We start from the raw sequence: 19,678 nt of genomic DNA on the forward strand, positions 1-19,678 counted from the left end.
CAGCCGCGCGGGCTTCCAGCGCCAGCCGAGCACGACGAGCGCCGGCACGGTGCCGATCATCACCGCCTTGTCGTAGTAATTCATGTGTTCGTTGTAATGCACGAACGCATAGCCCGCGCCGACCACGAGTGCCAGTGCGAACAGCCAGTCGATGACCGACAGGCGCGCGAGGAACGGACGGTCGTCGAACAACGGCGCCGGATTCGGGGCCTGAACCGGCCCCGAACGGGAAGAGGAAACTTGCGTGAGATCCATGATGTTACCGGGTGGAATTCTCGGAATCGCCGCCGGCAGGCGGACGGGCAGTCGCTGCCGCACCGGCGGGCGCGGCGTCGCGCGGTGCGGCGCGCAAGGCGGCGCCGGCCGCGTCGCGCGTCTGCACGAATTCTTTTTCGAAATCGAAGGTCTTGCGGGCCGTGGACATCGCCATCACCACATCGACGCCCGAACCGGCATCCTTGAGCCAGAACCAGAGGCGCCGCTCGCGCACGTAGAACATCGAGAAGATGCCGGCGACCAGCAGCAGGCTGCCAAGATACACCAGATTCTTGCCGGGTGCGCGCGTCAACTGAAATACCGAAGCTTGCACCTGCTTGAAGGAGTCAAGCTGCAAATAGACCGGCGATCCATACAAGAAGCTGTCCGATAGCGCATTGATCGCGTTCTGCACGAAGCGGATCGTGTCGGCGCCCTGTTGGGCAGCCGGCTCGCCGGCGCGCTCGCGCGCGATCTGCCAGACCTCCCACATCGAACCCTCGAGCATGCGCAGCAGCAGGCTCGCCGCCTTCTCCTGCTCGGCCTTCGGCACCGAACGATCGATGAAGGTCGCCACCGCCTGGAAGCCGCCGACCGGCTGGCCGTCGGCGCCGCGGCCGATGCTGTCGTCGCTCGCCGCAAAAAGGGTCAGCACTTTGAACGCGCTGTCCTGCAGGCGGCCACGCAGCGACGCTTCGGTCGTCGGCAGCGAACGCTGCGCGAAGCGCGCGGCGGCGTCGGCACGCACGGCTGGATCCTCGAGCGCGGCGCGCAGGCGCATCCATTCGCCGATCGAATCCTGGCTGTCGGCCGGAATCCGCATGTAGCGGAACGGATCGTTCGGGCTCGCGCGCACGCCGGCGAGGAACACGCGCGTGCCGCCCATGTCGACGGGCAGCATGTAGTTATTGAATTCGCGCGCCTGGCCGTCCTTGCCGCGAATCTTGTATTGCACCGACGGGCCGATGTTGTGGAGCTGCACCGGCTTCGACGTCTTCGCGCCCGAACCGAGCCGCTCGTCGAACGCTTCCTTCAGCGACGCCGTCTTCGCGACGCCGCGCACGTCCGGCTTGCCGTTCGCGTCGGCCATGTTCTCGACGTTGATCGCGCGGAAGTCGGAGAACTCGATCGTGTCGCCGTCGCTGCCCGGCATCTGCAGCGGCGCCGTGCTGCCGATCGTGCCCTTCACCGCGAAGGTCTTCGCGTTGCCGCCCGTCATCGGGTAGGCCGTCATCTCCATCTGCGAGCCGCCGTCCTGGAAGCTCGACTGGTAGATCGACACGCCCTTGTACGTGAACGGCTTGTTGACCTCGACGCGCGCCGGGATCTTCTGGCCCGTCTCGCGATCGATCACGACGATGTCGCTCGCGAACAGCTTCGGCATCCCGGTCGTGTAGTAGTCGACGATGAACTTGTTGAGCTGGATCGAGAACGGCAGGTCCTGGATCAGCGAGCCGCTCGGCTGGTTCAGGATCGCGGTCGACACGAACTGGCCTTCCGGCACCCACGCGTAGCCGCGGAACGTCGGGTTCGACACGGACAGCCGGTGGTCGGGCGAGATTTCGCTGATCGTCGCGCTCGTGTTGACCGGGCTCTTGCCGAACATCCACATCTGGAATTTGATCGGCAGGTTGCTGTCCAGCAGGCCGCCGATACAGATCACGACGATCGCAAGGTGCGCGGAGATGTAGCCCCACTTCGTCAGCGCGCCGCGCTTCGCGGAAATCAGCGTCGCGCCGTCGGTTTCACGCACGACGTGCTTGTAGCCGGCCTTGGTGACGAACGTGGCGAGCGTGGCCGCGACGGTCGCGCGCGTGCCGGACGCCGAGTATTCGGCCTTGTGGTGGAACGCGCGCAGGCTGCCTTCGCGGACCTTGTCCTTCCAGCTCTTCGCATCGGCAAGCATCTTCGGCGCATTGCGGATCACGCACAGCGAGATCGACACGACGAGGAAGATCAGGATCAGCATGAACCACCAGGCGCTGTACACGTTGTACAGGCCCAGCGAGCGGAAGATGTCCGCCCAGAACGGCCCGAACTGGTTCACGTAGTTCGGATACGGATCGTCCTGCGTCAGGACCGTGCCGACGATGCTCGCGATCGACAGCACTACCAGCAGCGCGATCGCGAAGCGCATCGAGCTCAGCAGCTCGATCGCGCGCCTGGACGCACTTTGACCCGACTTCGACTGCAACCCCGACGTGGTAACGCTCATTCAAACTCCGACTAAGGGGAAACAGCCCCTACGCTCACTATGTTCGCTGCCCCAAGGGGGCGGTCAGCACGCTGGGGACGACCCGGCGAGTGCCGACAAAAAAGGGCGAGGCAACCGCAATCACGCGGCGCCCCACCCTTTTTCTTGTTCTGACGCCGGCCGCCCTTCGGGCGCCCGGTCATTCCATTCGCGACCGTCCGGTCAACGCAGGCCCGCGATGTAATCCGCGACGGCCTTGATCTCGTTGTCCGACAGACGCGCTGCGATCTGATGCATCGCCTCGTTGTTGTTGCGCGCGCCGACACCCTGCTGGAACGCGGTCAACTGGGCAACCGTGTAATCGGCCCATTGCCCCGACAGACGCGGGTACTGGACCGGAATGCCCTGCCCCGTCGGCCCGTGGCAGCTCGCGCAGGCGGGTACACCCTTTTCCGCGATGCCGCCGCGATAGATCTTCTGGCCGATCGGCACGGTCGCCGCGTCGCGTGCGGTGCCGAGCTTCGTCGTCTGCGATCCGTAATACGCAGCGACGTTGCGCATGTCGTCCGCGCTCAACGCGCTCGCGAACCCGACCATCACCGGATTGGTCCGCGCCGGCCCCTTCGCGCCCGGCTGGGCCTTGAAGTCGTTCAACTGCTTGACCAGATAGTCGGGATGCTGGCCGGCCAGCTTCGGGAAACTGCCCGACGCGCTGTTGCCGTCCGCGCCGTGACACGACGCGCAAACTTGCCCGGCAATCGCCTTGCCGCGGTCCAGATCCGGCTTTGCCGCATCCGCCGCATTTGCCTCCGCTACGAAACCTACGAACCCTGCTGCAACCTGAAGCACCATCAGAGACTTGCACAGTCGATTCATTCGCACACCCTGTTTCGTCTTGTGGGAATTTGAGGTTCTGCAAAAAACGACGTCGACCAGTCTACCGCAGAAGCTGCATAAAAGCGCGAGGCAGGCGCCCGCAGCCCTTCGGCAAAACCGCCGTATTGTACAATATCGCGCTGAAAGCTCCCGCGCCTATCGGGGCTACCCCGCCTCCACCAAGCGGCTCGCGCCGCCCCGTCCCACCGGTTTCCCCCATGGCCTTTTTGCTCCACCAAGCCCGCTTCTACACGACCGTCAACCATCTGCGCGACCTGCCGCCGACGGTACAACCGGAAATCGCGTTCGCGGGCCGCTCGAATGCCGGCAAATCGACGGCGATCAACGTGCTGTGCAACCAGAAGCGGCTTGCCTTCGCGTCGAAGACGCCCGGCCGCACCCAGCACATCAACTACTTCTCCGTCGGCCCGGCCGCCGAGCCCGTCGCGAACCTCGTCGACCTGCCCGGCTACGGCTACGCGGAAGTGCCGGGGGCCGCGAAGGCCCACTGGGAAATGCTGCTGTCGTCCTACCTCGCGACGCGTTCGCAGCTGTGCGGCCTGATCCTGATGATGGATTCGCGCCGCCCGTTGACCGACCTCGATCGCCGGATGATCGAGTGGTTCGCGCCGACCGGCAAGCCGATCCACACGCTGCTGACGAAGTGCGACAAATTGACGCGGCAAGAAAGCATCAACGCGCTGCGCAACACGCAGAAGGGACTCGACGCGTACCGTGACCAGGGCGTGAAGGGCAAGCTGACGGTCCAGCTGTTCTCGGCGCTGAAGCGCACGGGGCTCGACGAGGCCCATGAACTGATCGAGAGCTGGGTGCGGCCGTCCGTCGCCGACGAAAAAAGCGAGCCTGTAGCACAATGAGCGGGCAACGCGCGGCCGGGACCGGCCGTGCGCACCTGACGGCACCTGCGGATTCGGCCGGCTCATAAAAAAACCCGCCGTTGAACGGCGGGTCAAACAGCCTAATCGAATAACGACAGGCACCCGCTCAGGGAGGAGAAGCGGGGAGCGGCACGCGACGCGTGCCGCTCGATCGCTATCATATACCAACGCTCTCGAAAATGACCTAAGGGTTCCGTAAGGTTCTTACTACCCTGATTTCTGCCCAATCGCCATGAGCTTCCATCCGCTTCACCGTCCGCGCCGGATGCGCCGCGACGACTTCTCCCGGCGCCTGATGCGCGAAAACCGCCTGACCACCGACGACCTGATCTATCCGGTGTTCGTCGTGGACGGCACCAACGAACGCCAGAGCGTCCCGTCGATGCCCGGCGTCGAGCGCGTGTCGGTCGATCTGCTGATGCATGTCGCCGAGCAGTGCGTCGAACTCGGCGTGCCCGTGCTGTCGCTGTTCCCGGCCATCGAGCCGTCGCTGAAGACGCCTGACGGCCGCGAAGCGGCAAATCCGGAAGGCCTGATCCCGCGCGCGGTGCGCGAACTGAAGAAGCGCTTCCCCGAACTCGGCGTGCTGACCGACGTCGCGCTCGACCCGTACACGAGCCACGGCCAGGACGGCGTGCTCGACGAGAACGGCTACGTGATCAACGACGACACGATCGAGATCCTGGTCGACCAGGCGCGTGCGCAGGCCGAAGCCGGCGTCGACATCGTCGCGCCGTCGGACATGATGGACGGCCGCATCGGCGCGGTCCGTGAAATGCTGGAAAGCGACGGTCACATCCATACGCGCATCATGGCCTATTCGGCCAAGTTCGCGTCGGCGTTCTACGGCCCGTTCCGCGATGCGGTCGGCTCGGCGTCCAATCTGGGCAAGGGCAACAAGATGACCTACCAGATGGATCCGGCGAACAGCGACGAAGCGCTGCGCGAAGTGCGCCTCGACATCGACGAAGGCGCCGACATGGTGATGGTCAAGCCCGGCATGCCGTATCTCGACATCGTGCGCCGCGTGAAGGACGAGTTCCGCTTCCCGACCTACGTGTACCAGGTGAGCGGCGAATACGCGATGCTGAAGGCCGCCGCGATGAACGGCTGGCTCGATCACGACAAGGTAGTGCTCGAATCGCTGCTCGCGTTCAAGCGCGCAGGCGCCGACGGCGTGCTCACGTACTTCGCGCTCGATGCCGCGCGTCTGCTGAAAGCGCAGCGCTGAGCCGCGCGCCGGCCGGCACAAGGAAAAACGGCGGGACACTTCGGTGTCCCGCCGTTTTTTTTGCACCGTCCGGTCGGCGCAGCGGGCCGCCCGTGCGCCGACGAGCGCGCGTCACACCGTCGGTACCGCCGCGCGATCGAGGCTGCGCAGGAACGTCTCGGCCGCCTGATAACCAACCACACGGCCGATTTCGTTGCCGTTGCGATCGAAGAAGATGATGCCCGGCGGCCCGAACAGGTTGAAGCGCTTGAGCAGCGCCTGGTCGTCCGGATTGTTCGCGGTGACGTCGGCACGCACCAGGTGAAGCTGCGCGAGCCGCGCCTGCACGCGCGAATCGGTGAACGTCAGATGCTCCATCTCCTTGCAGCTCACGCACCAGTCGGCGTAGAAGTCGAGCATCACGGGCTGACCCGACGTCTTCAGCAGCGCATCGAGCTCGCGACTGGAGCGCACCGACGCGAACGCGGGCCCCTGCCCTCCGGTCGCCGCACCGGCTGCCGACGCATCGCCCGACGCAACCGTGCGCGCCGCGAGCACGGCCAGCGGCTTCACGGGGTCGTTGGAGCCCGCCGCAAGACCGACGAGCAGCGTTGCAGCCCAGATCGCAAGCGCAGCACCGAGGCCGCGACCGAGACGGCGCCAGATCGATGCGGCGCCGGCATGCGGCGTAAACAGGCCAAGCGCCGCAGCCGCGACGAGCAGCCACAATGCGGCGAGCACCATCTTCAGAGCACCCGCGAGCACCGGCCACACGATCCACAGCGCGGCGGCAAGCAGCACGATGCCGAAGAACACCTTCACGCCGTCCATCCATGCGCCCGCGCGCGGCAGCACCGTACCTGCACCGATGCCGACGACGAGCAGCGGCACGCCGAGCCCCAACCCCATAGCGAACAGCGCAGCGCCGCCGAGCAGCGCATTGCCGGTGTGCGCGATGAACGCGAGCACCGCAAACAGCGGCGCCGTCATGCATGCGCCGACGACCAGCGCCGACAACGCCCCCATCGCGGCGACCGCGACGAAGTGGCCGCCCCGGCGCGCGCTCGAGGCTTCCGCCGCGCCGTTCTGCCAGCGCTCGGGCAGCGCGATGTCCTTGCCGGAAATCAGCGATACGGCGAATGCGGTGAGCAGCACGCCGAATGCACCGAGCACCCACGGGTTCTGCAGCCATGCGCCCAGGCTCTGGCCGACCAGCGCCGCCGCGATGCCCAGCACCGTATAGACGAGCGCCATGCCGACCACGTACGTCAGCGACAGCGCGAAACCGCGTGCGTGCGTCGCGCGCGTGCCCTGGCCGATGATGATCGCGGACACGATCGGAATCATCGGATACGAGCAGGGCAGGAGACTCAGCACGACGCCGGCGACGAAATACAGTGCGACGATGGTGAAGAAACCGTGCCCCTCGAGCAGCGACTGCGCGAAATCCGCGCTCGTGACCTTGTCGAACCAGCTGCCCGAAGCCGCCGTGCGATCGACCGGCGCGGCCGCGCCCAGCGCAGCGCCGTCGACCTTCACGACGTGCTCCGCAGGCGGATAGCAGATTCCTTCGTCGGCGCATCCTTGCGACGTCACAGCGAGCTCGAACGGCCCCGCCGCCTGCTTGACCGGAACATGAATCACGACCTCGTCGCGATAGGTCTCGACTTCCTTCTGGAACGTCTGGTCGAACTTCACATGGCCGGCCGGGAATTGCGGATCGCCGAGCGTCGCCTGCCCGCCCTTCACCGCGAACGCGAACCGCTCGCGGTACAGGTAATAGCCGCTGGCAACCTTGAAACGGACGTCCACCTGCCCCGGCGATTCGCTCGCGCTGAACTTGAATGCGACCGACGGATCGAGAAAATCGTCGGCCGCGCGCGCGACCGACAGGCCGCCCAGCACGAACATGAACGACATCAGGACTGCGAGGAACCGCAGCGCGCGCACGCGCACGGAAAGCGCCATACCGTTAAACATGAAATAGACGTTGAGTTTCGCTGGTCACCCACTGGCCGTACGCGGCCGTGGCCGTCCCCTGCCACGAGACGATTTCCGGCGTCTCGTACGGATGATGCGCGAGAATAAATCGCTCCAGTTCGAGCGAGCGGACGGGGCTCGTCTTGAACAGCAACTGGATCTCGTCGGCCGTCTCGACCTTGCCCTGCCAGTGATAGCGCGACTTGATCGCACCGAGCTCCGACACGCACGCGGCAAGCCGCGCGTCGAGCGCGCCGTCAGCGAGCGCCGCGGCCGTCACCGCATCCGGCACCGTCGTCAGCATCAATACCACCACCATACGCGCCCTCCTGACTGGCCTTTACCGGCTTCCGCCGCCACGAATCGCCCCATCGAGGGGCCCGCGCCAATAACTGCATATCGTAGCGCAGCCCGCGCGGCACTGCCGGCACCGGCCTGCGACAATCGATCGCAGCCGAGGCGCCGCCAAAAACAAAAAGGGCCAAGCAATTGCTCGGCCCTTTCGGATCCTGCTGCGTACCGGAAGCTTACTCGGCTTCTTGCACGTTTTCCGTTTCGTCGACTTCCGGACGATCGAGCAGCTCGACCAGTGCCATCGGTGCGTTGTCGCCGACGCGGAAGCCGAACTTCAGCACGCGCAGGTAGCCGCCCGGACGGTTCGCGAAACGCGGACCGAGCACGTCGAACAGCTTCGCCACCGAGTCACGATCGCGCAGGCGGTTGAACGCCAGGCGACGGTTTGCCAGCGACGGCTTCTTGCCGAGCGTGATCAGCGGCTCGACGACTTTACGGAGTTCCTTCGCCTTCGGCAGCGTCGTCTTGATGACTTCGTGCTCGATCAGCGAGTTGGACATGTTACGGAGCATAGCCAGACGGTGGCTGCTCGTGCGGTTCAGTTTCCGCAGACCATGACGATGGCGCATTTCAGTTTCCTTGATTCAAAGTTTTGATCCAGCTCTTCTATCGCACCTCTGGGGTGCACGGGCCGGTAGAGAAAAAAGCAAGATGCGGATTTTAAAGGAAAATCCGCATCTTTGCCAACTACTGCTACAGCCGGGCTACAACCGGGCTTACTTGTCGAGACCAGCCGGCGGCCAGTTTTCGAGCTTCATGCCCAGCGTGAGACCGCGCGAAGCGAGCACTTCCTTGATCTCGTTGAGCGACTTGCGACCGAGGTTCGGCGTCTTCAGCAGCTCGTTTTCCGTGCGCTGGATCAGGTCGCCGATGTAGTAGATGTTCTCGGCCTTCAGGCAGTTCGCCGAACGAACCGTCAGCTCGAGATCGTCCACCGGACGCAGCAGGATCGGATCGATCTGCGGTGCGCGCGACGGTGCTTCGGCAGCCGTTTCCGTGCCTTCCAGTGCCGCGAACACGGACAGCTGGTCGACCAGGATGCGGGCCGATTGACGGATCGCCTCTTCCGGGGTGATCACGCCGCTCGTCTCGATGTTCATCACGAGCTTGTCGAGGTCGGTACGCTGCTCGACACGTGCGCTTTCAACGGCGTAGCTCACGCGGCGAACCGGCGAGAACGATGCGTCGAGGACGATGCGGCCGATGATCTTGGCCGTGTCTTCGCCGTAGCGACGGACGTTGCCGGGCACATAGCCGCGACCCTTTTCGATCTTGATCTGAACGTCGAGCTTGCCGCCCTTCGACAGGTGTGCGATCACGTGATTCGGGTTGATGACTTCGCAATCGTGCGCCAGCTCGATATCGCCGGCCGTGACGACGCCTTCGCCTTCCTTGCGCAGGGTCACCGTCACTTCGTCACGGTTGTGCAGCTTGAACACCACACCCTTCAGGTTCAGCAGCAGGTTGACGACGTCCTCTTGCACGCCGTCAAGCGTCGAATACTCGTGCACCACGCCAGCGATCGTGACTTCGGTCGGCGCGTAGCCAACCATCGACGACAGCAGCACGCGGCGAAGCGCATTGCCCAAGGTGTGGCCGTAACCGCGTTCGAACGGTTCCATGACCACCCTCGCGTGGTTCTCGCCCAGCGATTCCACGGCGATGATCTTGGGTTTCAGCAAACTGGTTTGCATGGGCTTTCCTTTTCAATACCCTCGGCTCGTTACACCGATAAGGCTGACCGGTAACAACCAGAAAATAAACAGCCGAGGCCCCTCCTTGCATAACGCAATCGGGGTACCTCGGCCGTCAATCGGATTAACGCGAATACAATTCGACGATCAGGCTTTCGTTGATGTCGCCTGCGATTTCAGCGCGTTCCGGCATTTGCTTGAACGTGCCTTCGAACTTCTTCGCATCGACTGCAACCCAGCTCGGCATGCCGCCTTGCTCGGCCAGCGACAGCGCTTCGACGATACGCGCCTGCTTCTTCGCCTTTTCGCGGATCGCGACGACGTCACCCGCCTTCACTTGCTGCGACGGCACGTTCGCGACGACGCCGTTCACCGTGATCGACTTGTGGCTCACCAGCTGACGCGCTTCAGCGCGGGTCGAGCCGAAGCCCATGCGATACACGACGTTGTCGAGACGCGACTCGAGCAGTTGCAGCAGGTTTTCACCCGTGTTGCCCTTGCGGCGGTCGGCTTCAGCGAAGTAGCGGCGGAACTGACGCTCCAGGACGCCGTAAATACGCTTGACCTTCTGCTTTTCGCGCAGCTGCGTACCATAGTCGGACGTACGTGCGCCCGAGGTACGGCCGTGCTGACCCGGCTTGCTGTCGAGCTTGCACTTGTCGGCGAGCGAGCGGCGCGCGCTCTTCAGGAACAGGTCGGTGCCTTCACGGCGGGACAGCTTGGCCTTAGGGCCGATATAACGTGCCACTTTGCATTCCTTTATCAATCAGTCACGCGGACCGGAATCCGCGCTAGTTCGCGCCCTTTGGGGCGAACGGTGGGCTTAGTCAATCAAAAAAGCAACGCCCGTCGACGCTACGCGGCGACAGGCAAATGCGCCAGCACGAACGTGCCAGCAGCATTCTTAGATACGACGGCGCTTCGGCGGACGGCAGCCGTTGTGCGGAATCGGGGTGACGTCCGAAATCGCGGTGATCTTGATGCCGAGGCCATGCAGTGCACGCACTGCCGACTCACGACCCGGGCCCGGGCCCTTGATCCGCACTTCCAGATTCTTCACGCCATATTCCATCGCCACGCGACCGGCCGACTCAGCAGCAACCTGAGCAGCGAACGGCGTCGACTTGCGCGAGCCCTTGAAGCCCTGGCCGCCCGACGTCGCCCATGCCAGTGCATTGCCCTGGCGATCGGTGATCGTGATGATCGTGTTGTTGAACGACGCGTGAACGTGAACCACGCCTTCAGCGACGTTCTTCTTAACCTTCTTGCGAACGCGTTGCGCCGCGGTGTTCGAAGCCTTAGCCATTACGTTTTCCTGTAACTGTCAGTTCCGCTTACTTCTTCAGCGCTTGCGCTGCACGACGCGGACCCTTGCGGGTACGTGCGTTCGTACGCGTACGCTGACCGCGCATCGGCAGGCCCTTGCGATGACGAACGCCACGGTAGCAACCGAGGTCCATCAGGCGCTTGATGTTCATCGTCACTTCACGGCGCAGATCGCCTTCGACGATGAACTTGCCCACTTCTTCACGCAGCTTTTCGAGGTCTGCGTCGGTCAGGTCCTTGACCTTCTTCGAGAATTCCACGCCAGCTGCCGTGCAGATGCTGCGCGAGCGCGTGCGGCCGATACCGAAGATTGCCGTCAGGCCGATCTCGGTATGCTGGTGATTCGGGATGTTAACCCCTGCGATACGAGCCATTGTTTTTCCTCAAACAAAAAGCGCAAACAAACGCGCGGTCAGCCTTGGCGCTGCTTGTGGCGCGGATCCGAGCTGCAGATCACGCGAACGACGCCTTTGCGCTTGATGATCTTGCAATTGCGGCAAATGCGCTTAACCGATGCCATCACTTTCATGATAATACCCTTTTTTCAAATCACTTCGCCCGGAACACGATCCGCGCACGAGACAGATCGTAAGGCGTCAATTCAACCGTCACCTTGTCGCCCGGCAGGATGCGGATGTAGTGCATCCGCATCTTCCCGGAGATATGCCCCAACACGACATGGCCGTTTTCCAGCTTCACGCGGAAGGTCGCATTCGGGAGGTTTTCGATCACCTCACCTTGCATCTGGATTACATCGTCTTTGGCCATAGTCCTTGATTAACGCATTGGGATGTTGCCGCCCTTGAAGTTTGCCTTCTTGAGCAGCGACTCATACTGTTGCGACATAACGTACGACTGCACCTGCGCCATGAAGTCCATCGTGACGACGACAATGATCAGCAGCGACGTTCCACCAAAATAAAACGGCACGTTCCAGCGCAGCACCAGGAATTCCGGCAGCAGACACACGAAGACGATGTAGATCGCACCGGCCAGCGTCAGACGCGTGAGGATGCGGTCGATATATCGTGCGGTCTGGTCGCCCGGACGAATGCCCGGAACAAACGCGCCGCTCTTCTTCAGGTTGTCCGCGGTTTCCCTGCTGTTGAACACCAGTGCGGTGTAGAAGAAGCAGAAAAACACGATCGCCAGCGTGTACAGCAGCACATAGACCGGCTGGCCCGGCTTCAGCGCCTCCGCGACGTTATGCAACGTGTTGGAGATCCAGCTTCCCGACGGCTGACCCGTGCTAAACCAGCCGAGAATCGTGGCCGGGAACAGGATGATCGACGATGCGAAGATCGGCGGAATCACGCCCGACATGTTCAGCTTCAGCGGCAAGTGCGACGACTGGCCACCGTAGATCTTGTTGCCGACCTGGCGCTTCGCGTAGTTCACGAGGATCTTGCGCTGACCGCGTTCGATGAACACGACCAGGTAAGTCACCGCGGCGATCAGAACGACGATGATGATCGCCGAAATGATGCTCATCGAACCCGTACGCACCAGCTCGAACAGCCCACCGACGGCATTCGGGAACCCTGCTGCGATCCCGCCGAAGATGATGATCGAGATGCCGTTGCCCAGACCACGCTCGGTGATCTGCTCACCCAGCCACATCAGGAACATCGTGCCGGTAACCAGCGTCACGACCGTCGTCAGCCGGAACAGCATGCCGGGGTCGATCACGAGGCCCGGCTGGTTTTCCAGCGCAGCCGCGATACCGAACGCCTGGAAGGTCGCGAGCACCACGGTGAAATACCGCGTGTACTGCGTGATCTTCCGTTGCCCTGCCTGCCCTTCCTTCTTCAGCGCCTCGAGTTGCGGCGAGACGATCGCCAGCAACTGCATGATGATCGACGCCGAGATGTACGGCATGATCCCCAGCGCAAAGATCGTGAAGCGGGAAAGCGCGCCACCCGAGAACATGTTGAACATGCCAAGGATGCCGCCCGCCTGGCTCTGGAACAGCTTCGCCAGTTGATCCGGATCGATGCCCGGCACGGGGATGTGCGCGCCGATGCGATAGACGATCAGCGCCAGGAGCAGGAACATCGCTCGCCGACGCAGATCGCCGAATTTCGCCGTGCTTCGACCGGGTTTTGCAAGACTCGGGCTGTTAGCCAAGTACCTTCTCCGATGAATGCAAGTAACGACGCGCTACGCGTGTCACTCGGCGAACGAACCGCCAGCCGCTTCGATCGCAGCGCGCGCACCCTTGGTGGCGCCGAGACCCTTCACGACGATCTTGCGCTTCAGTTCGCCCGTCGCGATGATCTTTGCGCTCTTCGTCAGCTCGCCGACCAGGCCGGCTTGCTTCAGTGCGAGCAGATCGATTTCATCGACCGGCAGCTTCTCGAGGTCGCCCAGGCGCACTTCACCGACGAATTCCTTCGTCAGCGACGTGAAGCCGCGCTTCGGCAGACGACGTTGCAGCGGCATCTGACCGCCTTCGAAACCGACTTTGTGGAAGCCGCCCGAACGCGATTTCTGACCCTTGTGACCACGGCCAGCCGTCTTGCCGAGGCCCGAACCGATGCCGCGGCCGACACGACGCTTGGCGTGCTTTGCACCAGCGGCCGGCTTCAGGTTATTCAATTCCATATCAACTCCTTGATCCGTAGGGCCGCTTACGCGATGACCTTAACGAGGTACGAGACCTTGTTGATCATGCCGCGGACCGCCGGCGTATCCTGCAGCTCGCTAACCGAGTTGAGTCGGCGCAGGCCCAGGCCACGCACGGTCGCACGGTGCGATTCGCGGGTCCCGATCAGGCTCTTGACGAGCTGAACCTTGACAGTTTTTTCAGACATGGTGACCACCCGGGCTTAGCCCAAAATATCTTCGACGGACTTGCCGCGCTTCGCCGCGATGTCTGCCGGGGTCGACTGCTTCCGCAGACCGTCCAGCGTGGCGCGAACGAGGTTGTACGGGTTCGTCGAACCGTGGCTCTTCGCCACGACGTTCTGAACGCCCATCACGTCGAACACTGCGCGCATCGGGCCGCCGGCGATCACGCCCGTACCTGCCTTCGCCGGAGCGAGGAGGACAGCGGATGCGCCATGCTTGCCGTGCACTTCGTGCTGCAGCGTGCCGTTCTTGAGCGGCACCTTGAACATGTTGCGGCGAGCTTGTTCCATTGCCTTCTGGACAGCGACCGGCACTTCCTTCGCCTTGCCCTTGCCCATACCGATGCGGCCATCACCGTCGCCAACCACGGTCAGTGCGGCGAAGCCGAGAATACGGCCACCCTTCACGACCTTGGTCACGCGATTGACCGAAATCATCTTTTCGCGAAGGCCGTCGTCGCGCTCGTCAGCCTGAACTTTCGCTTGCATCTTTGCCATGACGAATTCCTTCCTTAGAACTTGAGCCCAGCTTCGCGAGCTGCCTCAGCCAGCGCCTTGACGCGGCCATGGTAGCGGAAGCCCGAGCGGTCGAAGGCGACGGATTCGATGCCGGCAGCCTTTGCCTTCTCGGCAATACGCTTGCCGATCAGCGTCGCGGCATTAACGTTGCCGCCCTTGCCCGACTTGTCGGCCAGTTCAGCGCGCACTTCTGCTTCGAGCGTCGACGCGCTGGCGAGCACCTTGGTGCCGCAGGGCGAGAACACTTGAGCGTAGATGTGCGTGTTCGTGCGATGCACGGCGAGACGCGCGACCTGCAGCTCAGCGATCTTGATACGCGTCTGGCGAGCGCGGCGCAGGCGAGATTGAGTCTTATCCATGATTGCGCACCCTTACTTCTTCTTCGTTTCTTTGAGGATCACAACCTCGTCGGAATAGCGCACGCCCTTGCCCTTGTACGGCTCCGGCGGACGGTAACCGCGGACTTCCGCAGCCACTTGACCGACTTGTTGCTTGTTGATCCCCTTGATCACGATTTCGGTTTGCGTCGGGGTTTCAGCCTTGACGCCTTCCGGCATCTGGTGCACCACCGGGTGCGAGAAACCCAGCGACAGGTTCAGCTTGTCGCCTTGCGCTTGCGCACGATAACCGACGCCAACCAGCGTCAGCTTGCGCTCGAAACCCTTGGTCACGCCGTGCACGGCATTCGCGATGATCGCGCGCATCGTGCCCGACAGTGCGTTTGCTTCGCGGCTTTCGTCGACCGGCGACAGATTCAGCGTGCCGTCGTTGTTCGCCACGTTCACGAGCGGATTGATCGCTTGCGTGATGGTGCCCAGCGGGCCCTTGACGGTGATCGCACCGTCGGCCAGCTTGACTTCCGCGCCTTGCAGCGCGATCGGGCTCTTACCTACTCGAGACATGTTTCTCTCTCCTCGGCTTTAAGCAACGTAGCAGATGACTTCGCCGCCGACGCCGGTAGCGCGCGCCTTGCGGTCGGTCATCACGCCCTTCGGCGTCGACACGATTGCCACACCCAGGCCGTTCATGACCTGCGGAATGTCGTTACGGCCGCGGTACACGCGCAGACCAGGCTTCGACACGCGCTCGAGGCGTTCGATGACCGGGCGACCTGCGTAGTACTTCAGCGCGATATTCAGTTCGGACTTCGCACCTTCCGCCTTGACGGCGAAATCGTCGATATAACCTTCGTCCTTCAGGACTTGCGCGATTGCAACCTTGACCTTCGACGAGGGCATCGCGACCGATACCTTCTCGACCATCTGCGCGTTGCGGATGCGAGTCAGCATATCGGCGATAGGATCACTCATGCTCATTTACGTTTCTCCTATTACCAGCTCGCCTTGGTCAGGCCAGGAATCTCGCCACGGAATGCGATTTCACGAATCTTGTTACGCGCGAGGCCGAATTTACGGAACGTGCCACGCGGACGGCCCGTGATCGCGCAGCGGTTACGCTGGCGGGTCGGGTTTGCGTTGCGGGGCAGTTGCTGCAGCTCAAGGCGTGCTTCGTAGCGCTCTTCTTCCGACTTGCTTTGGTCTTCGACGATCGCCTTCAGCGCTTCGCGCTTTGCTGCGAACTTCGCGACCAGGCGGGCGCGCTTCTTTTCACGTTCGATCAGTGCCAGTTTAGCCACGGTAACCTCAGTTTCTGAACGGGAACTTGAAGCTGGCGAGCAGAGCCTTTGCTTCGTCGTCGGTCTTCGCAGTCGTCGTGATGCTGATGTTCAGCCCACGCAGTGCGTCGATCTTGTCGTAGTCGATTTCGGGGAAAATGATCTGCTCTTTCACACCGATGTTGTAGTTGCCGCGGCCATCGAAGGCACGACCCGACACACCGCGGAAGTCACGCACGCGGGGCAGGGCAACGGTCACGAAACGGTCGAGGAATTCGTACATCGCTTGGCCACGCAGCGTCACCATCGCGCCGATCGGGTAACCCTGGCGGATCTTGAAGCCTGCGATTGCCTTGCGTGCCTTCGTGACGACCGGCTTCTGACCAGCGATCTTCGTGAGGTCGCCGACGGCGTTCTCGATGATCTTCTTGTCAGCGATCGCTTCGCCAAGACCCATGTTCAGCGTGATCTTGGTGATGCGCGGCACTTCCATGACCGACTTGTAACCGAACTTCTCGATCAGGCCGGGCACAACCTTTTCTTTGTAAAACTCTTGAAAACGAGCCATTTTTTACTCCGCTGCGTCAGGCGCTCAGTACGGCACCGGTCGTCTTCAGGAAGCGAACCTTCTTGCCTTCCTCGACCTTGATGCCAACACGCGACGCCTTGCCATTCGCGTCGACCAGTGCGACGTTCGAAATATGCAGGGGCATCGTCTTCGCTTCCACGCCGCCCGTCGTACCCTTCATCGGGTTCGGCTTCACATGCTTCTTGACGAGGTTGATACCTTCAACCGTCACATGTTCTGCACCGACAGCCAGCACGACGCCGCGCTTGCCCTTGTCTTTGCCAGTGACGACGATGACTTCGTCACCTTTGCGAATCTTGTTCATCGCGACTCCTTACAGCACTTCCGGCGCCAGCGAAACGATCTTCATGAATCGTTCGCTACGCAGCTCACGCGTCACCGGCCCGAAGATACGGGTGCCGATCGGCTCAAGCTTGTTATTCAAAAGCACAGCGGCGTTGCCGTCGAACTTGATCAGCGAGCCGTCTTGACGGCGAACACCCTTGGCGGTGCGGACCACCACGGCGTTGTAGATTTCGCCTTTCTTCACGCGCCCGCGCGGCGTTGCTTCTTTGACGGTCACCTTGATGATGTCGCCAATGCCGGCATAACGACGCTTCGAGCCGCCGAGCACCTTGATGCACATGACTTCACGTGCACCCGTGTTGTCGGCTACTTCGAGCCGAGATTCGGTCTGGATCATGGTTTGTCTTTCCCAACTTAATCCGATTGCACCACCATGATGCATTCGGTCAGTCTTGGTCCCGTCAGCCAATCGGCTGCTTGGGTTGGAACAGCAGCGACGGCAAACGAAACCCGCCATCGCAATTCGGTGAATCTTTCGGACAGGCTGGCGCCAGTCCGCTTCCCCCACCAACTTCGCCCGCGACGGGGCTCCCATAAAGAGGGAAGACCAGGATTATAACAAATAACCCTGGTCACGCAAGCAAAAACTTTGCGATTTCAAGCACTTCGTGGCGAAGTGCTTGTTACTGCCTACTGCTCTGCCCGCTTAGATGACGCGAGCTGCTTCGACGAGGCGCGACACCGTCCAGGCCTTCGTCTTCGAAACAGGACGAGTTTCCTGGATTTCGACGAGATCGCCTTCGTTGCAGGTGTTCGCTTCATCATGCGCGTGGTACTTCTTCGAGCGCACGACATACTTGCCGTAGATCGGGTGCTTGACGCGGTGCTCGATCAGCACGGTGACGGTCTTGTCCATCTTGTTGCTGACGACCCGACCGACCAGCGTCCGCTTCAGCGAGGTTTTCACGCTATCGTTCATTTCTGGTTCGCCTTCTGAGTCATGACGGTCCGCACACGTGCGATGTCGCGACGAACCTTCTTCAGCTGGCTCGTGTTCGTGAGCTGCTGGGTCGCGAGTTGCATGCGCAGGCCGAATTGCGCCTTCAGCAGGTCCGCCAGCTCCTTGTTGAGCGCGGCCTGGTCTTTCTGGAGAAGTTCGGAAGCCTTCATGTTTTCTCCTTAGGCGCCGAGCTGGCGCACGATGAATGCCGTCTTCAGCGGCAGCTTGGCTGCAGCCAGACGGAACGCTTCGCGTGCCAGTTCTTCGGTTACGCCGTCCATTTCATAGAGCATCTTGCCCGGCTGGATCTCGGCGACGTAGTACTCCGGGTTACCCTTACCGTTACCCATACGCACTTCTGCCGGCTTTTGCGAAATCGGCTTGTCCGGGAAGATCCGGATCCAGATGCGGCCGCCACGCTTGATGTGACGCGTCATTGCACGACGCGCCGCTTCAATCTGACGTGCGGTCAAACGACCGCGACCGATCGCCTTCAGACCGAATTCACCGAACGACACTGCGTTGCCGCGCGTCGCCTTGCCGGTGTTACGACCCTTCTGCTCTTTACGATACTTTCTGCGTTTCGGTTGCAGCATCGTTATTCTCCAGTCTTGCCGTCTTCGGGCTTGCCGGCGCCACGGCGCGGTGCGCCACGACGAGCACCCGGAGCGCCGCCTTCGCCGTCACGGCGCGGACGACGGTCGCCCGGACGCGCATTGCGACGCGGACGCTTGTCTTCGGCTACTTCTTCGACCACCGGCGCGTCATTGCGGCCGAGCGTGTCGCCCTTGTATACCCACACCTTGACGCCGATGATCCCGTAAGTCGTCTTCGCTTCCGAGGTCGCGTAGTCGATGTCGGCACGCAGCGTGTGAAGGGGCACGCGACCTTCGCGATACCACTCCGTACGAGCGATTTCGATACCGTTCAGACGGCCTGCGCTCATGATCTTGATGCCTTGGGCACCCAGACGCATCGCGTTCTGCATCGCACGCTTCATCGCGCGACGGAACATGATCCGGCGCTCGAGCTGTTGCGTGATCGAGTCAGCGATCAGTTGCGCATCGGTTTCCGGCTTGCGGATTTCTTCGATGTTGACGTGAACCGGCACGCCCATGCGGCGTTGCAGTTCCGTCTTCAGCTGTTCGATATCCTCGCCCTTCTTGCCGATGACGACGCCCGGACGCGAGCTGTAAATCGTGATGCGCGCGTTCTTCGCCGGACGCTCGATGACCACCCGACCGACCGAAGCGTTCTTCAGCTTCTTCTTCAGGTATTCACGAACACCGATGTCTTCCTGCAGCATCGCCGCGAAATTGTTGTTGTTCGCGTACCAACGCGAAGCCCAATTGCGGCTGACAGCCAGGCGGAAGCCAGTCGGATGAATTTTCTGTCCCATCGTATGGCTCCTTAATTCCCGACCGTCACAGTGATGTGACAGGATTGCTTCTCGATGCGGTTACCGCGGCCCTTGGCGCGCGCGGTGAAACGCTTGAGCGATGCCGCCTTGTCGACGTAGATGCTCTTGATCTTGAGCTCGTCGATATCAGCGCCTTCGTTGTGCTCCGCATTCGCGATTGCCGACAGCACAACCTTCTTCACGATGCCAGCCGCCTTCTTCGGCGAGAACGTCAGAACGTTCAGCGCCTTGTCGACCGGCAAACCGCGGATCTGGTCAGCCACAAGGCGCGTTTTTTGCGCCGAGATGCGGGCACCGCGATGAATTGCTTTCACTTCCATCTTGATTGCCCCTTATTTCTTGGCCTTCTTGTCGGCCGCGTGACCCTTGAACGTACGGGTCAGTGCGAACTCGCCAAGCTTGTGGCCGACCATGTTTTCCGAGATGTACACCGGAACGTGTTGACGGCCGTTGTGAACAGCGATCGTCAGGCCGATGAAATCCGGCAGAATCGTCGAGCGACGCGACCAGGTCTTGATCGGCTTTTTGTCGCGCGAAGCTGCAGCCGCCTCAACTTTCTTCAGCAAATGGGCGTCGCAGAACGGACCTTTTTTTACAGAACGTGCCATTGCCT

The 19,678-nt window shown here is 62.0% G+C and carries 30 protein-coding genes and 1 pseudogene; 2 read left to right on the forward strand and 29 right to left on the reverse strand.

The window, feature by feature from the left end; genetic code table 11:
* The 3 genes and pseudogenes from DIE04_RS28460 to DIE04_RS28470 form a co-directional block, all read right to left on the reverse strand.
* Positions 1 to 255: pseudogene (locus DIE04_RS28460) on the reverse strand (c-type cytochrome biogenesis protein CcsB); the annotation flags it as partial.
* Positions 256 to 259: 4 nt separating this feature from the next.
* On the reverse strand, positions 260 to 2,470 hold the full coding sequence (locus tag DIE04_RS28465; RefSeq protein WP_044848921.1) for a cytochrome c biogenesis protein ResB: 2,211 nt from the start codon (positions 2,468 to 2,470) through the stop codon (positions 260 to 262).
* Positions 2,471 to 2,671: 201 nt separating this feature from the next.
* Positions 2,672 to 3,325, reverse strand: a complete 654-nt coding sequence (locus tag DIE04_RS28470) for a cytochrome c (protein WP_044848922.1) — start codon at positions 3,323 to 3,325, stop codon at positions 2,672 to 2,674.
* A gap of 218 nt (positions 3,326 to 3,543) precedes the next feature.
* Here DIE04_RS28470 and yihA point away from each other — a divergent pair, with 218 nt between their 5' ends.
* Both yihA and hemB read left to right on the forward strand, forming a co-directional pair.
* A complete protein-coding gene (gene yihA, locus DIE04_RS28475; protein ID WP_044848923.1) occupies positions 3,544 to 4,203 on the forward strand; it encodes a ribosome biogenesis GTP-binding protein YihA/YsxC in 660 nt (219 codons plus the stop codon).
* Positions 4,204 to 4,456: 253 nt separating this feature from the next.
* A complete protein-coding gene (hemB, locus tag DIE04_RS28480; protein WP_121860787.1) occupies positions 4,457 to 5,455 on the forward strand; it encodes a porphobilinogen synthase in 999 nt (332 codons plus the stop codon).
* A gap of 111 nt (positions 5,456 to 5,566) precedes the next feature.
* On the opposite strand, the gene dsbD is transcribed toward hemB, so the two are convergent.
* From dsbD to rpsS, 26 genes are all read right to left on the reverse strand, one after another.
* Entirely contained in the window at positions 5,567 to 7,414 is a 1,848-nt protein-coding gene (gene dsbD, locus DIE04_RS28485; RefSeq protein ID WP_124523861.1) for a protein-disulfide reductase DsbD, read from the reverse strand.
* A complete protein-coding gene (gene cutA, locus DIE04_RS28490) occupies positions 7,407 to 7,733 on the reverse strand; it encodes a divalent-cation tolerance protein CutA (protein WP_124489450.1) in 327 nt (108 codons plus the stop codon). Before cutA ends, dsbD begins: the two co-directional genes overlap by 8 nt.
* A gap of 208 nt (positions 7,734 to 7,941) precedes the next feature.
* Complete coding sequence (gene rplQ, locus DIE04_RS28495; protein ID WP_006477175.1) at positions 7,942 to 8,337, reverse strand: 50S ribosomal protein L17; 396 nt, start codon at positions 8,335 to 8,337, stop codon at positions 7,942 to 7,944.
* A gap of 147 nt (positions 8,338 to 8,484) precedes the next feature.
* Positions 8,485 to 9,462 (reverse strand): DNA-directed RNA polymerase subunit alpha, encoded by a 978-nt coding sequence (locus DIE04_RS28500; protein WP_006477176.1) that lies wholly within the window; start codon positions 9,460 to 9,462, stop codon positions 8,485 to 8,487.
* A gap of 124 nt (positions 9,463 to 9,586) precedes the next feature.
* On the reverse strand, positions 9,587 to 10,210 hold the full coding sequence (gene rpsD, locus DIE04_RS28505; RefSeq protein WP_006477177.1) for a 30S ribosomal protein S4: 624 nt from the start codon (positions 10,208 to 10,210) through the stop codon (positions 9,587 to 9,589).
* Between the two features lie 156 nt (positions 10,211 to 10,366).
* On the reverse strand, positions 10,367 to 10,768 hold the full coding sequence (rpsK, locus tag DIE04_RS28510; protein ID WP_004197937.1) for a 30S ribosomal protein S11: 402 nt from the start codon (positions 10,766 to 10,768) through the stop codon (positions 10,367 to 10,369).
* 28 nt (positions 10,769 to 10,796) lie between these two features.
* Positions 10,797 to 11,162 (reverse strand): 30S ribosomal protein S13, encoded by a 366-nt coding sequence (gene rpsM, locus DIE04_RS28515; RefSeq protein ID WP_039323572.1) that lies wholly within the window; start codon positions 11,160 to 11,162, stop codon positions 10,797 to 10,799.
* 38 nt (positions 11,163 to 11,200) lie between these two features.
* Entirely contained in the window at positions 11,201 to 11,317 is a 117-nt protein-coding gene (gene rpmJ / locus DIE04_RS28520) for a 50S ribosomal protein L36 (protein ID WP_004199844.1), read from the reverse strand.
* Positions 11,318 to 11,337: 20 nt separating this feature from the next.
* A complete protein-coding gene (infA, locus tag DIE04_RS28525) occupies positions 11,338 to 11,556 on the reverse strand; it encodes a translation initiation factor IF-1 (protein ID WP_004521905.1) in 219 nt (72 codons plus the stop codon).
* Positions 11,557 to 11,565: 9 nt separating this feature from the next.
* Positions 11,566 to 12,915 (reverse strand): preprotein translocase subunit SecY, encoded by a 1,350-nt coding sequence (secY, locus tag DIE04_RS28530; RefSeq protein ID WP_006400642.1) that lies wholly within the window; start codon positions 12,913 to 12,915, stop codon positions 11,566 to 11,568.
* A gap of 42 nt (positions 12,916 to 12,957) precedes the next feature.
* A complete protein-coding gene (gene rplO, locus DIE04_RS28535; protein WP_006482880.1) occupies positions 12,958 to 13,392 on the reverse strand; it encodes a 50S ribosomal protein L15 in 435 nt (144 codons plus the stop codon).
* 26 nt (positions 13,393 to 13,418) lie between these two features.
* Positions 13,419 to 13,601, reverse strand: coding sequence for a 50S ribosomal protein L30 (gene rpmD / locus DIE04_RS28540; RefSeq protein ID WP_006400644.1), 183 nt, complete (start codon positions 13,599 to 13,601; stop codon positions 13,419 to 13,421).
* A 15-nt stretch (positions 13,602 to 13,616) separates the two neighbouring features.
* Positions 13,617 to 14,135 carry a 30S ribosomal protein S5 gene (rpsE, locus tag DIE04_RS28545; RefSeq protein ID WP_006752931.1) on the reverse strand — a complete coding sequence of 173 codons (519 nt, stop codon included), beginning with the start codon at positions 14,133 to 14,135 and terminating at the stop codon, positions 13,617 to 13,619.
* Positions 14,136 to 14,149: 14 nt separating this feature from the next.
* Positions 14,150 to 14,515: a 50S ribosomal protein L18 gene (rplR, locus tag DIE04_RS28550; RefSeq protein ID WP_006477183.1), complete on the reverse strand. Its 366-nt coding sequence runs from the start codon at positions 14,513 to 14,515 to the stop codon at positions 14,150 to 14,152.
* Between the two features lie 12 nt (positions 14,516 to 14,527).
* Entirely contained in the window at positions 14,528 to 15,058 is a 531-nt protein-coding gene (gene rplF / locus DIE04_RS28555; protein ID WP_006758786.1) for a 50S ribosomal protein L6, read from the reverse strand.
* 18 nt (positions 15,059 to 15,076) lie between these two features.
* A complete protein-coding gene (rpsH, locus tag DIE04_RS28560) occupies positions 15,077 to 15,472 on the reverse strand; it encodes a 30S ribosomal protein S8 (RefSeq protein WP_006477185.1) in 396 nt (131 codons plus the stop codon).
* A 14-nt stretch (positions 15,473 to 15,486) separates the two neighbouring features.
* Complete coding sequence (gene rpsN, locus DIE04_RS28565; protein ID WP_006482884.1) at positions 15,487 to 15,792, reverse strand: 30S ribosomal protein S14; 306 nt, start codon at positions 15,790 to 15,792, stop codon at positions 15,487 to 15,489.
* Positions 15,793 to 15,799: 7 nt separating this feature from the next.
* The gene (gene rplE / locus DIE04_RS28570; protein ID WP_006477186.1) at positions 15,800 to 16,339 is read right to left on the reverse strand and encodes a 50S ribosomal protein L5; all 540 of its coding nucleotides are present in this window, start codon (positions 16,337 to 16,339) and stop codon (positions 15,800 to 15,802) included.
* A 16-nt stretch (positions 16,340 to 16,355) separates the two neighbouring features.
* The gene (rplX, locus tag DIE04_RS28575; protein ID WP_006477187.1) at positions 16,356 to 16,664 is read right to left on the reverse strand and encodes a 50S ribosomal protein L24; all 309 of its coding nucleotides are present in this window, start codon (positions 16,662 to 16,664) and stop codon (positions 16,356 to 16,358) included.
* A gap of 9 nt (positions 16,665 to 16,673) precedes the next feature.
* Entirely contained in the window at positions 16,674 to 17,042 is a 369-nt protein-coding gene (gene rplN, locus DIE04_RS28580; RefSeq protein WP_006752929.1) for a 50S ribosomal protein L14, read from the reverse strand.
* A 309-nt stretch (positions 17,043 to 17,351) separates the two neighbouring features.
* On the reverse strand, positions 17,352 to 17,624 hold the full coding sequence (rpsQ, locus tag DIE04_RS28585) for a 30S ribosomal protein S17 (RefSeq protein WP_006752928.1): 273 nt from the start codon (positions 17,622 to 17,624) through the stop codon (positions 17,352 to 17,354).
* Positions 17,621 to 17,815 carry a 50S ribosomal protein L29 gene (gene rpmC / locus DIE04_RS28590; RefSeq protein ID WP_006400652.1) on the reverse strand — a complete coding sequence of 65 codons (195 nt, stop codon included), beginning with the start codon at positions 17,813 to 17,815 and terminating at the stop codon, positions 17,621 to 17,623. Before rpmC ends, rpsQ begins: the two co-directional genes overlap by 4 nt.
* A 9-nt stretch (positions 17,816 to 17,824) precedes the next feature.
* Positions 17,825 to 18,241, reverse strand: coding sequence for a 50S ribosomal protein L16 (gene rplP / locus DIE04_RS28595; RefSeq protein WP_006482873.1), 417 nt, complete (start codon positions 18,239 to 18,241; stop codon positions 17,825 to 17,827).
* A gap of 2 nt (positions 18,242 to 18,243) precedes the next feature.
* Positions 18,244 to 19,044, reverse strand: a complete 801-nt coding sequence (gene rpsC / locus DIE04_RS28600) for a 30S ribosomal protein S3 (protein ID WP_006482899.1) — start codon at positions 19,042 to 19,044, stop codon at positions 18,244 to 18,246.
* A gap of 11 nt (positions 19,045 to 19,055) precedes the next feature.
* The gene (rplV, locus tag DIE04_RS28605; RefSeq protein WP_004199272.1) at positions 19,056 to 19,385 is read right to left on the reverse strand and encodes a 50S ribosomal protein L22; all 330 of its coding nucleotides are present in this window, start codon (positions 19,383 to 19,385) and stop codon (positions 19,056 to 19,058) included.
* Between the two features lie 12 nt (positions 19,386 to 19,397).
* The gene (rpsS, locus tag DIE04_RS28610; protein WP_004199273.1) at positions 19,398 to 19,673 is read right to left on the reverse strand and encodes a 30S ribosomal protein S19; all 276 of its coding nucleotides are present in this window, start codon (positions 19,671 to 19,673) and stop codon (positions 19,398 to 19,400) included.
* Positions 19,674 to 19,678 lie beyond the last annotated feature (5 nt).

It is taken from the genome of Burkholderia sp. Bp8994, from assembly GCF_003853805.1.
GTDB lineage: Bacteria > Pseudomonadota > Gammaproteobacteria > Burkholderiales > Burkholderiaceae > Burkholderia.

Bases quoted from the DNA above. Each gene is read 5' to 3' on its own strand.
- DIE04_RS28470 (WP_044848922.1), bottom strand. From the start codon at position 3,325: ATGAATCGACTGTGCAAGTCTCTGATGGTGCTTCAGGTTGCAGCAGGG.
- rpsE (WP_006752931.1), bottom strand. From the start codon at position 14,135: ATGGCAAAGATGCAAGCGAAAGTTCAGGCTGACGAGCGCGACGACGGC.
- dsbD (WP_124523861.1), bottom strand. From the start codon at position 7,414: ATGTTTAACGGTATGGCGCTTTCCGTGCGCGTGCGCGCGCTGCGGTTC.
- rplP (WP_006482873.1), bottom strand. From the start codon at position 18,241: ATGCTGCAACCGAAACGCAGAAAGTATCGTAAAGAGCAGAAGGGTCGT.
- rpmD (WP_006400644.1), bottom strand. From the start codon at position 13,601: ATGTCTGAAAAAACTGTCAAGGTTCAGCTCGTCAAGAGCCTGATCGGG.
- rpmJ (WP_004199844.1), bottom strand. From the start codon at position 11,317: ATGAAAGTGATGGCATCGGTTAAGCGCATTTGCCGCAATTGCAAGATC.
- rpsH (WP_006477185.1), bottom strand. From the start codon at position 15,472: ATGAGCATGAGTGATCCTATCGCCGATATGCTGACTCGCATCCGCAAC.
- yihA (WP_044848923.1), top strand. From the start codon at position 3,544: ATGGCCTTTTTGCTCCACCAAGCCCGCTTCTACACGACCGTCAACCAT.
- rplE (WP_006477186.1), bottom strand. From the start codon at position 16,339: ATGGCTCGTTTTCAAGAGTTTTACAAAGAAAAGGTTGTGCCCGGCCTG.
- DIE04_RS28500 (WP_006477176.1), bottom strand. From the start codon at position 9,462: ATGCAAACCAGTTTGCTGAAACCCAAGATCATCGCCGTGGAATCGCTG.
- rplF (WP_006758786.1), bottom strand. From the start codon at position 15,058: ATGTCTCGAGTAGGTAAGAGCCCGATCGCGCTGCAAGGCGCGGAAGTC.
- rplR (WP_006477183.1), bottom strand. From the start codon at position 14,515: ATGGATAAGACTCAATCTCGCCTGCGCCGCGCTCGCCAGACGCGTATC.
- rpsS (WP_004199273.1), bottom strand. From the start codon at position 19,673: ATGGCACGTTCTGTAAAAAAAGGTCCGTTCTGCGACGCCCATTTGCTG.
- cutA (WP_124489450.1), bottom strand. From the start codon at position 7,733: ATGGTGGTGGTATTGATGCTGACGACGGTGCCGGATGCGGTGACGGCC.
- infA (WP_004521905.1), bottom strand. From the start codon at position 11,556: ATGGCCAAAGACGATGTAATCCAGATGCAAGGTGAGGTGATCGAAAAC.
- hemB (WP_121860787.1), top strand. From the start codon at position 4,457: ATGAGCTTCCATCCGCTTCACCGTCCGCGCCGGATGCGCCGCGACGAC.
- rpsK (WP_004197937.1), bottom strand. From the start codon at position 10,768: ATGGCTAAGGCTTCGAACACCGCGGCGCAACGCGTTCGCAAGAAGGTT.
- rpmC (WP_006400652.1), bottom strand. From the start codon at position 17,815: ATGAAGGCTTCCGAACTTCTCCAGAAAGACCAGGCCGCGCTCAACAAG.
- rpsQ (WP_006752928.1), bottom strand. From the start codon at position 17,624: ATGAACGATAGCGTGAAAACCTCGCTGAAGCGGACGCTGGTCGGTCGG.
- rplQ (WP_006477175.1), bottom strand. From the start codon at position 8,337: ATGCGCCATCGTCATGGTCTGCGGAAACTGAACCGCACGAGCAGCCAC.
- rplO (WP_006482880.1), bottom strand. From the start codon at position 13,392: ATGGAATTGAATAACCTGAAGCCGGCCGCTGGTGCAAAGCACGCCAAG.
- rpsC (WP_006482899.1), bottom strand. From the start codon at position 19,044: ATGGGACAGAAAATTCATCCGACTGGCTTCCGCCTGGCTGTCAGCCGC.
- rpsM (WP_039323572.1), bottom strand. From the start codon at position 11,162: ATGGCTCGTATCGCAGGGGTTAACATCCCGAATCACCAGCATACCGAG.
- rplV (WP_004199272.1), bottom strand. From the start codon at position 19,385: ATGGAAGTGAAAGCAATTCATCGCGGTGCCCGCATCTCGGCGCAAAAA.
- rplN (WP_006752929.1), bottom strand. From the start codon at position 17,042: ATGATCCAGACCGAATCTCGGCTCGAAGTAGCCGACAACACGGGTGCA.
- DIE04_RS28465 (WP_044848921.1), bottom strand. From the start codon at position 2,470: ATGAGCGTTACCACGTCGGGGTTGCAGTCGAAGTCGGGTCAAAGTGCG.
- rplX (WP_006477187.1), bottom strand. From the start codon at position 16,664: ATGAACAAGATTCGCAAAGGTGACGAAGTCATCGTCGTCACTGGCAAA.